Raw genomic sequence first — 13,974 nt, forward strand, 5'->3', positions numbered from 1 at the left:
CACAACAATATTTATAAGAGGGAATTTGAGATGTCAGAGGAAGTGTTGTTTCAGCTGAAGGATGTCAGCAAAAGTTTTACCAAGGGCAAAGAGACCATTTCCATTTTTGAATCCCTGAATATGGAAATTGATCGCGGTGATTTCGTTGCCATTATGGGGCCTTCGGGCTCCGGTAAAACAACGCTGTTAAATATGTTGGGCGGCGTCGATCAACCCAGCGGTGGAGAGATATGGTTTGACAGCGAGCGCATTGACTCCCTCAATGAAGGCGCCCTAACCCGCTGGCGAGCGAGAAATATTGGTTTCATTTTCCAATTTTACAATTTAATGCCGATGCTCAATGCCCAGCGCAATGTAGAGCTGCCGCTACTGCTGACAAATCTCTCCAAATCTCAACGCCGCCACAATGTGGAAACCGCACTGGCCCTGGTGGGGTTAAGTGATCGGGCAAAACATATGCCCAGTGAAATGTCCGGCGGGCAACAACAGCGTGTTGCCATCGCTCGCGCCATCGTTTCCGATCCAAAACTGATTCTGTGTGATGAGCCCACTGGTGACCTGGATCGTGCCACAGCAGATGAAATACTGGAAATGCTGCAATTGTTAAACCGCGATCACGGCAAAACCATCGTGATGGTTACCCATGATCCCGCGGCTGCAAGATACGCCAAGCGCACCCTGCATCTGGATAAAGGGCAATTTGTGCAGAGGGAAATAGTGGCATGAGTGATTTTTATTTGGTTTTTAAAAATATGACAAGGAAGCCCTTGCGGCTATTCCTTACTTGCTTTGCTATTTTTATCGCCTTCTTGATTTTCGGTTCGGTTACCAGCCTCAAGTCCGCATTAAATTCCAGCGTGGAATTATCCGCTGATAATCGTCTGGTGGTATTCAATAGAATTAACTTTACCCAGTCACTACCCATTGCCTATGTGCAAAAGGTTGCAGCCGTCGAGGGAGTGAAACATGTAACTCATCTCAACTGGTTTGGCGGTTATTTTCAGGAACCCAGCCGGCAGGTCGTTTCAATGGCTGTAGATCCAGAATCCTATTTAAAAGTCTATGAAGAAATTGTTATTCCCGAGGAACAAAAGCAGGCTTGGTTTAACAATAGGCAAGGGGCCTTGGTTGGGGAAAAACTCGCGCAGATTTACGGCTGGAAAGTGGGCGATAGGATTCCTTTATCCTCCAATATTTTTTCGCATAAAGATGGTGGCTACACCTGGGAATTTGTGATTTCCGGGATTTTTAAAGGGGATACGGAACAGTACGATACACGCCAATTATTGTTTCATTATAAATATTTTATGGAGACACAGACTTTCGGTGGCGACTGGATTGGCTGGATGGCACTAACAACCGATGATCCCGCCATCAATGAAAACGTCGCAAAAACTATCGATGACAATTTTGCCAACTCGCAGAGTGAAACCGATACCAGTACCGAGAAAGCCTTTAATAAAGCCTTTATTGAACAAATCGGAAATATTGGCTTAATTATTTTTTCTGTGGTGTTTACTGCCTTTTTCACCATATTGGTAGTGGTTGGCAACACTATGGCGCTAGCTATTCGCGAGCGTACCGGAGAAATTGCCGTATTAAAAACCCTGGGTTTTTCCAGCACCCGTATTTTCCGAATGGTGCTGTCGGAGTCCCTGTTAATTGCCTTTGTCGGCGGCCTTTCCGGCCTGGCCGCAGCCTGGCTGCTGGTCGAAGGGGTAAAAACCTTCCTTGCCCGCTTTTTGCCCAACTTGATTTTGGATGGGGATATCGCCCTGCAAGCCATTCTATTTATGTTGTTGTTGGGTCTGATTACCGGGCTGATGCCAGCCTTTCAGGCTCTGCGACTTAACATAGTAACTGCATTTAACCGACAACAATAAACTGGTGCCCCACTGAAACTACACAATGGTTTTCACTGGGGAAACCTTAAAGGAGAAGAAATTATGGGTTCTCTTATTGCACAAATTGTTTCGGTAACCCTGATGAATCTGGGCAGCCTGCGCCGGCGCCTGTGGATGTCACTGGCCATGGTATTTGCCTCGGCAGTTGTCGTCGCAATCCTGCTGGCGTTTCTCGCTATGGCCAAGGGCTTTGAGGCAACCATGAGTGGGGCCGGCTCCAGCCAGATCGCAATCCTGATGCGAGAGGGGTCTGCCAGTGAAATCAACTCTGTAATCCTGCAGGACCAGGTCAACCTGATTGCGGAATCGGCCGGTGTTGCCAGGGATACGAACGGCCCGCTGGTATCACCGGAGCTCTACGTTATTGTCGATGGCCTGAAGAAATCCACCGGCACCGAAGCCAATATCCCCCTGCGCGGTCTCAATGAAACCGGCATGGCCATGCGCAATAACATGCGTATGGTGGAGGGGCGAATGTTTACTCCCGGCACTAACGAAATGATTGTTGGTGAAGGGGTATTGCGTGAATTTAATGGTTTCGAAATCGGTAAAGAAGTGCGTTTTGGCAAAAACTTGTGGACAGTTGTTGGGGTCTTTTCCACAGGGGGTAATATATTTGAGAGCGAGCTGTGGGCAGATATCAAAATTATCCAAAGTCACTACAACCGCGGCAACAGCTACCAGTCAATCCGTTTGCAATTGGAGAATAACGGCGATCTCAAGCCCATTCAGGAAACCATCAAACGCGAGCCCCGCCTGAACCTGGAAGCGCAAACCGAACAGGAGTACTTCGCCAGCCAGGGTAAACAGCTGCAATATATCGCTACTTTTGGCTGGATCATCAGCTCTGTGATGGCGCTAGGCGCACTGGCCGGAGCTCTCAACACCATGTATACCTCGGTAGCGGACCGGGCTCGTGAAATCGCCACGCTGCGCGCGTTGGGATTCAGCAACTTCTCCGCGTTCTGCGGCACTATTGCTGAGGCAATGGTTTTAGCCGTTGCCGGCGGGCTTTTGGGTTCCCTAGCTGCTTACCTGTTTTTCGACGGTCTCAACACCTCAACTCTGGGAGGCAGTTTTACCCAGGTGGTGTTCAGTTTTGAGATGTCCCCAGACCTGTTTGTGCAGGGCGCCGTATTGGCGCTGGTGATCGGTTTTATCAGCGGCTTCTTCCCAGCCTGGCGCGCGGCACGCATGCCGGTTGTGGTCGCTTTCCGGCACGCGACTTAAATAATTTTATGGGGGGGGCTTCTATGAAGAGCCCCTACTTTTTCTTGCGGTAAATTTTACTCTTGCCTTCCGGCTGTTTCCTGAAGCGCTTGTATTCCCACTGATACTGCTCTGGTGCCTGGGCAATACAGGCCTCCACTCCCCGATTCATCGCCGCCAGGGAAACTTTCTGCTCATCGCTATAAATGGCCTTTTCCGCAGGAACAAATACCAGCTCAAATCCACCTTCAACGCGCTTGCCGAAACCAAACACCACATGGCAGTTGGTGCGCTGAATCAAGTTGTGGGCGAGGGTCATCGTCAGGGCCGGGCGGCCAAAGAAAGGAGCAAAATCACCGCCCATATCCGGCTCCTGATCGGGAAGTATCAGGGCAAAATTACCGGCTTTGAGAGCCTTAAGTAGCGAGCGAACCCCATGTACGTTGGTGGGAACCATCTTGCCACCGGTCACTTCCCGCCCATTGCGAATAACCGGGTCCAAGGCTTCAATTTTGGGAGGCTGGTATAGCACTGTGCAGGGAGCCAGGGTGCCTACATGCAAGCCAAAAATTTCCCAATTGCCCGTATGCGGCATCAGTACAATTGTGCCGGTCCTGCCTTCTTCACTCCCGTCGAGCAAGTGCTGGTTGCGCACTCCCACAATCGCATTCTTACTTTTGGCCCAGGGGGTGTTCCATAGGGCCGCCATCTCAAAGCCGGTCATTGCAGTACTGATCACGCTCTCTCTGGCGAGCCGTTCGCGCTGCTTTGGGTCCATGGCCGGATAGCACAACTCCAGGTTTATACGGCTCAGACGCAGCCCCTCGGAGCGCGTCCACACAGCAATTTTGCCAACGAGTAAACCAAGGCGTCCCGACCAAGACAACGGCAGTTTGCCAATGATTTTCAGTGCCCCTACTGCAAGGCGCCCTTTAATATCCACTGAATTACTTCCTATCCACAAAAGCCATTTTGAGACGGCTATCTAGTTCGAGAATGAACATTGACACCTCCGAAGCGGCTATAGCGCTTTAAGCACAGGAGCCGCTGCCGCTATAATTGCGTCCCTTTGCCCACAGCAGATACTGATCCGGAGATAGCGGTGTCCAAGCAATACGATCTCAGTACCTTTCAGGGACTCATTTTTGCCCTGCAGGATTATTGGGCGCGCCAAGGGTGCGTCATTCTACAGCCTCTGGATATGGAAGTGGGCGCCGGCACCTTTCATCCAGCGACCTTCCTCCGTGCCATAGGCCCGGAAAACTGGAATGCGGCCTATGTACAGCCCTGCCGCCGCCCTACCGATGGCCGCTACGGCGAGAACCCCAACCGCCTTCAGCACTACTACCAATACCAGGTAGTAATGAAACCATCCCCGGACAATATCCAGGAATTGTACCTCGATAGCCTTCGCGCCATGGGCGTAGATCCCGCTGTCCACGATATTCGCTTTGTTGAGGACAACTGGGAATCCCCAACCCTGGGCGCCTGGGGCCTCGGCTGGGAAGTTTGGCTGAATGGTATGGAAGTTACCCAGTTCACCTACTTCCAGCAGGTTGGCGGCCTCGAGTGCTACCCAGTTACCGGCGAGATCACCTACGGTCTTGAGCGTATCGCCATGTATCTGCAAGGTGTCGAGTCTATCTACGATTTAGTGTGGACCCGCAACCCGGATGGCAGCCCCGTCACCTACGGCGACGTTTTCCATCAGAACGAAGTGGAAATGTCCCACTACAACTTTGAACACGCCGATGTGGAGTTCCTGTTCGCGACCTTCGATCACTGCGAGCGCGAGAGCACACGCCTGATTGAGCTCGGCCTGCCGCTCCCCGCTTACGAGCAAGTTATGAAGGCCTCCCACGCCTTCAACCTTCTGGATGCGCGCCACGCCATCTCAGTGACTGAGCGCCAGCGCTATATCCTGCGCGTACGAACCCTGGCCCGCGCCGTGGCACAGGCTTACTACGATGCGCGCCGCGCCTTAGGCTTCCCCATGGCAGATGAAGCACTGCGGGCAGATATTTTGGCGGAAGACATCGAGCAAGAGGAGAAGCAGTAATGGCTCAGGATTTTCTGGTAGAGCTGGGCACCGAAGAGCTGCCGCCCAAGGCGTTACACAAATTAATGAGCGCTTTCGCCGATGGTATTACCCAGGGCCTCAAAGGCGCCGAGTTGTCTTTTGGCGAAGTTAAAGCCTACGCAGCCCCCCGTCGCCTGGCCGTAGCAGTATTCGGTTTGGCAGATAAGCAGCAAGACAAACAAATTGAAAAGCTGGGCCCGGCTGTCAAAGCCGCTTTCGATAAAGAGGGTAAGCCCAGTAAAGCCGCTGAGGGGTTCGCCCGCAGCAACGGCGTAGCTGTTGAAGAGCTGGGACGCAAAGAGACCGACAAAGGCGAGCGCCTGGCCTTTATCAGCGAGCAAAAAGGCGCTGAAACCGAATCCCTGTTAGCGGGCATTGTCGAGAAAGCATTGGCTCAACTGCCAATTCCCAAGCGTATGCGCTGGGGGGCGCGCCGCGAGGAGTTCGTGCGCCCGGTGCACTGGCTCGTCATGCTGTTTGGCAACAAGGTAGTCAACGGTGAAGTACTCGGCTTAAAAGCCGGTAACACCAGCCGTGGTCATCGCTTCCACTGCAATCGCGAGCTGGAGATCCACTCCGCCCACGACTATGCACAGGTTCTGCGCGAACCCGGCTACGTAATGGCTGACTTCGCCGAGCGCCGCGAAGCCATTCGCGCCCAGGTGATCGCCGAAGCCAACAACGTCAATGGTGAAGCGGTCATCGATGACGATCTGCTCGACGAAGTGACTGCACTGGTTGAATGGCCTGTCGCCCTCACCGGTCGCTTCGAAGAGCGCTTCCTGGAAGTACCCGCTGAAGCCCTGATCTCCTCCATGAAGGAGCACCAGAAATATTTCCATGTGGTAGATGAAGATGGCCAATTGCTGCCTTTCTTTATCACCGTGTCCAATATCGAGAGCCAGGATGCCGCCCAGGTTATCCACGGCAATGAGCGTGTAATCCGTCCGCGCCTGGCGGATGCCGCCTTCTTCTTTGAGACCGACAAGAAGACCAGCCTGGAATCACGCCGCGAGAAACTGCGCCAAATCGTGTTCCAGCAGCACCTGGGTAGCGTCTACGACAAGACTGAACGGGTAGCCGCCCTGGCCCGCACCATCGCTGAGAAAACCGGAAGCAACGGCGATTGGGCCGAGCGCGCCGGCCGCCTGTGCAAGTCGGACCTGGTTACCGAGATGGTGTTCGAGTTTGCCGATATGCAGGGCATCGCCGGCTACTACTACGCCGAAAATGACGGCGAGCCGTTGGATGTGGCCAAGGCCATGTACGAGCAGTATATGCCCAAGTTTGCCGGTGATGAGCTGCCCGCCAGCGATACCGGCACTGTAATCGCCCTGGCGGATCGCCTAGATACTTTGGTCGGCATCTTCGGCATAGGCCAACCCCCCAGCGGCTCTCGCGACCCCTTCGCCCTGCGCCGCGCCAGTCTGGGTATCATCCGCATCCTCGTAGAAAAGCGTCTCGACCTGGACCTGCGCGAGTTGCTGGAATTGGCCCGCGACAACTACCCACGCACCGCCCTGGGTGAATATGACAAGGTGGTGGAGCAAACTCTGCAGTATGTACTGGAGCGCTTCCGCGCCCGCTACGAAGATCAGGGTATCGCCACCGAAGTATTTATGTCCGTTGCCGCGCGCAAGCTGTCGCGTCCACTCGATATCGACAACCGCGTGCACGCGGTCAACGCGTTTAGCCAGCTGCCGGAGTCCGGTGCTTTGGCCGCCGCCAACAAGCGCGTTTCCAATATCCTCGCCAAGTTAGACACTGCTGTACCCAGCAGTGTCGATGAAGCTCTGTTGCAGGAAGAGGCGGAAAAGGCTCTGTTCGCCGCAGTACAGGTTGCCCGCACAGAAGTCGAACCTCTGTATAGCGATGCGCTCTTCGCCGAGGGTCTGGCCGGTCTGGCCGGCCTGCGTGAAACCGTAGACAGCTTCTTCGACCATGTAATGGTAATGAGTGACGATGAGCAACTGCGCAACAACCGCCTGGCCCTATTGGCCCAGCTGCGCGCACTGTTCCTCGAAGTTGCCGATATTTCCCTGCTGGTTCCTGCCAAGTAATGACTTGCAGAGGCGGGGTGTTAAACCCCCGCCTCGCAAATCAGGGAGATAAGAATATGGCAATTATCATTCTCGGCCGCGACGGGGTGATCAACGAAAACCCCGATAAATTCGTCAAATCCGCCGACGAATGGCAGCCCCTGCCCGGCAGTATTGAAGCGCTGGCAGCGCTCAGTCAGGCCGGCCATCAACTGGTGATAGCCACCAATCAGAGCGGCCTAGCGCTGGGCCAATTTGACCTGGATGACCTGGAAGAAATGCACGCTAAAATGCGTACTCAGGTGGAGGATGCCGGTGGCGAAATCGCCGCTATTTTCTACTGTCCCCACGGCCCTGAAGATAATTGCCGCTGCCGCAAACCCCTAGCGGGTCTGCTGGATGCCATCGAGGCTGAATTTGATACCAGCCTGCACGACTGTTATTTGGTCGGAGACAAGCTGGCAGATCTTTATCTGGCGTTGGAGAAGGGGTGTAAACCCGTTCTGGTAAAAACCGGTGCAGGTGATCAGACGTTACAGCACCTGATCGAGCAGCCCGACCCCCGCCTGGCTAACACTTCAGTATTTGTTGATCTTTCGCATTTTTCTCAGTTTTTATTATCCTCCTAAACCGCTCCCTCTCTCTTTTCGCTAGATGATTCGAGCGTCCAATATCTAACCTGGCGCACTATTTTTGCGATCAGTTGTTCACCCAGGCGCCAACTTATTGAGCTGTATGGCGCATTCCTTTAAAAGCAACTAGCGGGAGGGCGAGCCCATTGTTGTATCAGCGATTCGTGCCAAGCCAGGGATGGGTGAGGCTTGAATGACGCTCTGAACATTCCTGTCGGGGAAAAGGAGTAATGCCCCCAGCGACGAGCTCTTTTAAGCCTTTTGTTGCCGCCTGCACAAAACAATAAAAGGGATACTCCAATGAAAAGACAAATTCTTACTGCCCTGACAGCCGGTATGTTGTTATCCAACAGCCTATTTGCTGAGTCAGCCACAAGTAAGTTTGCCCCCAGTCAGGAAAAACCAAAAAAAGTTTATATTGTTCAATTAGATAGCGAGCCTCTGTCTTCCTATAGCGGTACCATCCCCGGTTTGTCGGCCACCAAACCGTCCAACCGTGGCAAACTCGATCCCCAAAGCAGCAGCTACCGGCACTATTCCAATTTCCTTCGGTCGCGGCGGGAACAAGTTCTATCCACCGTTCCCAGCGCACGCACTGTTCATGAATACGACACCGCTTTTAATGGCTTCGCCGCCGTAATGAGCGAAAAGGAAGCGGCTGCTCTGCGCGGTCGCGCCGACGTTAAAGGTGTTTGGGAAGATGAATTACTAAAGCCCCATACTGACTCCACTGCGGACTTCCTCGGCATCACAGATATGCCCAGCCCATGGCTCTGGGGGATTACGGGTGAGGATATTGTTGTAGGTGTTATAGACACAGGGATCCACCCTGAACACCAGAGTGTCGCAGACATAGCTACACCGTTACAGGGCAACCTGGGGCCCCAAGTTCCCTACGGTTCAATACCCGAGAGCTTTACTGGTGACGGTTGCGAATTTGGTAACAGTGACCAAAACCCCAACGACGCTGCGTTTACCTGTAACAATAAGCTGATCAAGGCCAAGTCATTTTCCGATGCCTTCCTGACCAACAACGAATTGGCAGATTACGAATTCCTGTCAGCCAGGGATGCAGACGGGCACGGTACCCACACCGCGACCACTGCCGCCGGTAACTATGGCGTTATTACCCCGGATGGAAAAACCCTTACCGGAATGGCGCCACGAGCCCGCATCGCGGTGTATAAAGTCTGCTGGGACGCCCCAGATCCCGACGATAGTGGTTGTTCGTCGGCCGACTCCATGGCGGCTATTGATGAAGCCGTGGCCGATGGTGTGGATGTTATTAACTTCTCGATAGGTGGCGCCAGCACCACCTTTAGTGGTGCCGATGACATCGCATTTTTATTTGCCGCCGATGCCGGCGTTTTTGTCGCCACATCTGCAGGTAACAACGGACCCGGACCCGAGACTATGGGCACTCCTTCAGGAGTACCCTGGATAACCGCAGTCGGCGCCTCAGAGGATGACCAAAGCTTCGGTTTAGCCCTACAGATATCCTCGCCAGAATCCATTTCCGGAATTTATGAGGGGCGTGAGGGCAACAGCACCGTAAGCCTTGAAGAGGTTGGAGCAGTCTCTGCTGAGGTTGTTCTCAGCGAGCCGTTAGAAGCCTGTAGCGAAGTCACTAACAGTGAGTCTTTGGAGGGCAGTATTGCTCTAGTAAAACGTGGGGGTTGCTCCTTTACCGATAAATATAATAATGCTGCCGATGCCGGAGCCTTGGCTATCGTTGTTTACAACGACGGTACTGCAGACGATCGCATCAACCCGATTACCATGTCAGCCCCTGATACCCGCATCCCCGGAATGATGATCTCGTACTACGAGGGTGAAACTCTCGCAGCCAGCAGCGAAGTTTCTGGAGTTATCGATCCGTCTCAATTGATCCCAAGGGAAGACCGCGTCGCAAACTTTTCATCTCGCGGTCAAAATGGTGGTGCGCCGGATATTATCAAGCCGGATATCAGTGCCCCGGGGGTTGGCATTATCGCGGGAATTTCTCCGGTACTGAGTGGAGGAGAACTGTTTGGGGCTCTGAGTGGCACCTCTATGGCGAGTCCGCATGTGGCCGGTGTGATGGCGCTGCTAAAGCAGGCTAACCCGCACTGGAGCCCGGCAATGGCCAAGTCCGCATTGATGACGAGTGCGCGCAATGACCTGCGCAAGTCTTACGGACCAGCGGATGCAACACCATTTGATATTGGTGCCGGTGCCATAGTGCCCCGTGACGCCTTCAAACCGGGGCTGGTTTACGATGCGGGCTTCAATGATTATCTCGCCTTCCTATGTGGCGCTGAACTCCAACCCGAGATGGTTGATAGCGCAACCTGTGATGCGTTGACGTCCCTGGGATACTCTAGCGACTCCAGCGACTTGAACCTCGCTTCTATGGGGGTCGCAGACCTCCTCGGCAGCCAGACTATCAAACGCCGGGTCACTAGCGTCGCCCCCGGCCAGCGTTGGTATTGGGCATCTATCAACGCCCCACTCGGTATCGATGTAGATATCAATCCGAAAGTACTGCGCCTCAGGGAGGGAGAGAGTGCTGAGTTTGAGGTGACCTTCACCGCCACAGAGTCCGCCGAAATGAATACCTGGGTCTTTGGTAACCTCACCTGGCAATCCGTAGGCTCTCAGATCAGTGTGCGCAGCCCAATTGCTATTCGGCCTGTTCCTCTAGCTGCACCACAGCAATTAACTGGCAGCGGCACCGATGGCAACCTCGAACTCAATGTGGGCTTCGGCTACAACGGTGATTTCCAGGTGAATGTCACTGGCCTAGCGGAGGGTGAGGCCACTACAACCACTGTTGAAGATGGCGATGTTCAAGTAATTTTCTTTGATATCCCTCAGGGAACAGAGCTTGCGCATATCGCTATGTATGATGCCGATGTGGGCGACGGTAGCGGAAATGACGACCTGGACCTGGAAGTTTATGGCCCAGCGCCAAATTATCCCGAAGTCGGTACCAGCGGCAGCGCCACTTCTGCAGAGTCAGTTTCCCTGGCTAACCCCTCTCCCGGTCAATATGCAGCCGTTGTTGTCGATTATGCGACATCCGCCGGCCCCACCAATTTCAGCTTGTTCAATTTTAATCTGAACGGGGACAATGGAAATACCGCAGTGGATGCGCCGGCTCAAGCACAGATTGGCGGAACTGGGGTAGTTTCTTTGGAGTGGATGAACATTACTCCCAATACCCGCCATCTTGGTATTTTGACTCATGGTGACGGAGAAAAAGATTTTTCCAAAACCCAGGTCATGATTAATACTCAATAGGCCTCACACGCTGATAATTGATGGTAGGAAGTGAAAGTCAAAACCGGCCGGAGTTTGGCCGGTTTTTTCATTCGCAATTGAGTGCATTCTGCTGATGAATTAAAGCGCTCGCTATGTCTGGGGATAATCGACCAAAGTGCCAAAAATTTTTTGTCTTTCGATTGATATTCACAGCAGCAGAAAGCTTATACTCCGGTAGTATCATCAATCCAGAAAATTCTTCCTAAGCTAAAAAATAAGCTTCGGTAAAAAAGAATGAGTAAGTTCAGTTGATATGCGACTTAAAACATCAATTACGTTTTACTGCACTAAATATAAATCTCCCAAATTAAATATTAACAATTGTCTGCAAGTAATTAATAACTATATTTTTAGTGAAAACGCTTTCGATATTCACTAGGCAAAATACCCTTGTGCTTTTTAAAGGCTCTTCTCAATTGCTCTTGGGATTGAAACCCACAGAGTTTTGCCACTTTATCCTGTGACTGATTTTGTTCGGAAAATAATTGGCAAGCTCGTTCCACTCTTATTTGCTCTAGAAAACGAGCAGGCGTTACGCCAAGTTCTCGCACAAAGCTCCGGGCAAAATTCCGTGGGCTCATAGCCGCTTCCTGAGCCAGCCTCTCCACCGTTATAGGTTTCTTAATATTCTGGTACATCCATTCAATCAAAGTTGCAAAACGATCGCTGTTTATCTGATTTTCCAATCGCACACTAAATTGCTGCTGTCCTCCATCTCTCTTTAAGTAAAGAACAAGAATTCGAGCCAAGTTGAGTGCCAAGCCCCTCCCATGGTCCTCCTCGATCATCGATAGAGCCAAATCAATTCCAGCAGTAATTCCGGCCGACGTATAAACATTACCGTCGCGGACAAAGATGGCATCCGGATCCACTTCTACCTGGGGGAACCCCTGCAACTCAGGAACATCCGCCCAATGCGTTGTAGCACGCCGTCCATTAAGAATGCCTGCGTTGGCGAGCATCAAGGCCCCACTACAGATTGAACCAATACGAGCAACTTTTTTCTGCTGCTCAGCCAGCCACTCCAGAACAGAACTATTGGCACAAGCGCGCTGACAGGAGTCCGGTGGCATGCCGCTCACTAACAGGGTATGAATCCCCTCAGCTTCATGAAACGGAAGGTCTATAAAAACCTTAACCCCTGTCGAAGTCGTAACCGGACCAGACTCAAGTCCCACCAACTGAATATCATAGAAATCCTGGTTGAAACGCCCTTGTTTGCGCAACTGGTCATTTGCCAAGGCAAAAACCTCTAGGGGACCTGTGATATCCAGGCTAGTTGCACCCGGGCAGACCACCATGGCGACTTTCCTAGCTCCATTTTGCGTTTGTTGGTGCTTATTCATCTCGGCAGTTTTCCACAACGGCTGGGGATAAGAATGACTTACAGGCGCCAGATTCTGCCAGTTATAGCCAGCTTAGACACCCTGTTACACCAAATTGATAGTCATTTTCTCCGGTACTGACGTATAAACTTTGACGGATATGAGTAACCCTCGGGTGACTATTGGTTCTCAAAGCTCCGAACGAGCCATACATCAGCTTGCAGGCTTGACCTTCACTTAGCTGTCCGCACAATTGGCCCCTAATTTGTACACATCAACGGAGATCCCCTTTTGGTGGAGTTAATACTGAATCGAGGCGCAGAGCGCCGACTCAAGCGTGGCCACCTATGGATTTACAGCAATGAGGTGGACACTAAGCGCTCTCCATTAAAGGGAATTGATGCGGGTAGTCAGTGCCAAGTTCACGATAGCCAGGGCAAGCTGCTCGGCACAGCCTTTGTAAATCCGAGCCAACTTATTTGTGGGCGAATAGTCAGTCGCAATTCTGACTTTTCCACAGATGCTGTTTGTGAGCGCATACAAACTGCATTTGAACAGCGCCAACGGTACTTTTCCCACCCCAGCTACCGGATGGTATACGGTGACTCTGACTGGCTTCCGGGCTTGGTAGTGGATAGGTTTGGGGATTATTTAGTAGTCCAGGTCAGCAATTGGGGAATGGAGCGCTACCAACAAACGATTGTGGATAAGTTGGTAGAGATGGTTAACCCCAAGGGCATCCTGCTGCGCAATGATCATCAGGGTCGCGCAGTTGAAGATATGCCGCTGGTACACACCGTAGCCTTTGGAGATGTACCCGAGATGGTCCCGTTCGAGGAGAACGGCGTTCCACTTCTGGCCCCGGTACACCAGGGGCAGAAAACCGGTTGGTTTTACGATCACCGGGAAAACCGCAGGCTATTGAATCGCTGGGTCAACGGCAAAAAAGTATTAGATCTGTTTTCCTACGCGGGCGGTTGGGGTATTCAGGCACTGGCCAATGGTGCGGCAGAGGTAGTGTGCGTAGACGCCTCACAGCAGGCCTTGGACTGGTGTTTGCTCAATGCGGATCACAATGGATTCGCCGGCAAGCTCAAAACCATCCAGGGTAAAGCACTGGATGTCCTCAAAGGGTTGGTCGCAGAGGGGGAGAGGTTTGATGCGATTGTGCTCGACCCACCCGCTTTTATTAAGCGGAGGAAAGATCATAAAGCCGGCTTGGCGGCCTATCGCCATATCAATGAACTCGCAATGCGTTTGTTGGCGAAGGATGGGCTGTTAGTAAGCGCTTCCTGCTCTATGCATCTGCAATCCGATGAGCTTCTCGACTGTATCCGTGGCGCCGCTCACCGCTTGGGGCGCCCAGCCTCAATTCTGGCCAGTGGTGGTCAAGGGGCCGATCACCCTGTGCATCCAGCAATTCCGGAAACCAACTACCTAAAAGCTCATTTTGTACATCTCGGGGGAAACACCAATAAGTAG

General features: G+C 52.5%; 10 protein-coding genes. 8 read left to right on the forward strand and 2 right to left on the reverse strand.

What is annotated here, in order from left to right:
• The first annotated feature begins 30 nt into the window (after positions 1–30).
• From ACJJI5_RS01345 to ACJJI5_RS01355, 3 genes are all read left to right on the forward strand, one after another.
• A complete protein-coding gene (locus ACJJI5_RS01345) occupies positions 31–726 on the forward strand; it encodes an ABC transporter ATP-binding protein (RefSeq protein ID WP_282930547.1) in 696 nt (231 codons plus the stop codon).
• On the forward strand, positions 723–1,883 hold the full coding sequence (locus ACJJI5_RS01350; RefSeq protein WP_444940347.1) for an ABC transporter permease: 1,161 nt from the start codon (positions 723–725) through the stop codon (positions 1,881–1,883). The genes ACJJI5_RS01345 and ACJJI5_RS01350 overlap by 4 nt, the downstream gene beginning before the upstream one ends.
• A gap of 63 nt (positions 1,884–1,946) precedes the next feature.
• Positions 1,947–3,134 carry an ABC transporter permease gene (locus tag ACJJI5_RS01355; protein WP_445355334.1) on the forward strand — a complete coding sequence of 396 codons (1,188 nt, stop codon included), beginning with the start codon at positions 1,947–1,949 and terminating at the stop codon, positions 3,132–3,134.
• Positions 3,135–3,168: 34 nt separating this feature from the next.
• On the opposite strand, the gene ACJJI5_RS01360 is transcribed toward ACJJI5_RS01355, so the two are convergent.
• Positions 3,169–4,056 carry a lysophospholipid acyltransferase family protein gene (locus tag ACJJI5_RS01360; protein ID WP_445355335.1) on the reverse strand — a complete coding sequence of 296 codons (888 nt, stop codon included), beginning with the start codon at positions 4,054–4,056 and terminating at the stop codon, positions 3,169–3,171.
• Between the two features lie 159 nt (positions 4,057–4,215).
• Here ACJJI5_RS01360 and glyQ point away from each other — a divergent pair, with 159 nt between their 5' ends.
• The 4 genes from glyQ (at position 4,216) to ACJJI5_RS01380 (ending at position 11,146) form a co-directional block, all read left to right on the forward strand.
• Positions 4,216–5,172, forward strand: a complete 957-nt coding sequence (glyQ, locus tag ACJJI5_RS01365) for a glycine--tRNA ligase subunit alpha (RefSeq protein ID WP_282930551.1) — start codon at positions 4,216–4,218, stop codon at positions 5,170–5,172.
• A complete protein-coding gene (gene glyS, locus ACJJI5_RS01370) occupies positions 5,172–7,253 on the forward strand; it encodes a glycine--tRNA ligase subunit beta (protein WP_445355336.1) in 2,082 nt (693 codons plus the stop codon). Before glyQ ends, glyS begins: the two co-directional genes overlap by 1 nt.
• A 56-nt stretch (positions 7,254–7,309) precedes the next feature.
• A complete protein-coding gene (gene gmhB / locus ACJJI5_RS01375) occupies positions 7,310–7,861 on the forward strand; it encodes a D-glycero-beta-D-manno-heptose 1,7-bisphosphate 7-phosphatase (protein WP_413663888.1) in 552 nt (183 codons plus the stop codon).
• A 303-nt stretch (positions 7,862–8,164) separates the two neighbouring features.
• The gene (locus ACJJI5_RS01380) at positions 8,165–11,146 is read left to right on the forward strand and encodes a S8 family serine peptidase (protein ID WP_413663887.1); all 2,982 of its coding nucleotides are present in this window, start codon (positions 8,165–8,167) and stop codon (positions 11,144–11,146) included.
• 371 nt (positions 11,147–11,517) lie between these two features.
• On the opposite strand, the gene ACJJI5_RS01385 is transcribed toward ACJJI5_RS01380, so the two are convergent.
• On the reverse strand, positions 11,518–12,513 hold the full coding sequence (locus ACJJI5_RS01385; protein ID WP_413663886.1) for a GlxA family transcriptional regulator: 996 nt from the start codon (positions 12,511–12,513) through the stop codon (positions 11,518–11,520).
• A 273-nt stretch (positions 12,514–12,786) separates the two neighbouring features.
• Between ACJJI5_RS01385 and ACJJI5_RS01390 the strand changes: the two genes are divergently transcribed.
• Entirely contained in the window at positions 12,787–13,974 is a 1,188-nt protein-coding gene (locus ACJJI5_RS01390; protein ID WP_445355337.1) for a class I SAM-dependent rRNA methyltransferase, read from the forward strand.

The organism is Microbulbifer maximicatervae (SeqCode), assembly GCF_052467955.1.

Bases quoted from the DNA above. Each gene is read 5' to 3' on its own strand.
- gmhB (WP_413663888.1), top strand. From the start codon at position 7,310: ATGGCAATTATCATTCTCGGCCGCGACGGGGTGATCAACGAAAACCCC.
- ACJJI5_RS01355 (WP_445355334.1), top strand. From the start codon at position 1,947: ATGGGTTCTCTTATTGCACAAATTGTTTCGGTAACCCTGATGAATCTG.
- ACJJI5_RS01380 (WP_413663887.1), top strand. From the start codon at position 8,165: ATGAAAAGACAAATTCTTACTGCCCTGACAGCCGGTATGTTGTTATCC.
- ACJJI5_RS01350 (WP_444940347.1), top strand. From the start codon at position 723: ATGAGTGATTTTTATTTGGTTTTTAAAAATATGACAAGGAAGCCCTTG.
- glyS (WP_445355336.1), top strand. From the start codon at position 5,172: ATGGCTCAGGATTTTCTGGTAGAGCTGGGCACCGAAGAGCTGCCGCCC.
- ACJJI5_RS01385 (WP_413663886.1), bottom strand. From the start codon at position 12,513: ATGAATAAGCACCAACAAACGCAAAATGGAGCTAGGAAAGTCGCCATG.
- ACJJI5_RS01345 (WP_282930547.1), top strand. From the start codon at position 31: ATGTCAGAGGAAGTGTTGTTTCAGCTGAAGGATGTCAGCAAAAGTTTT.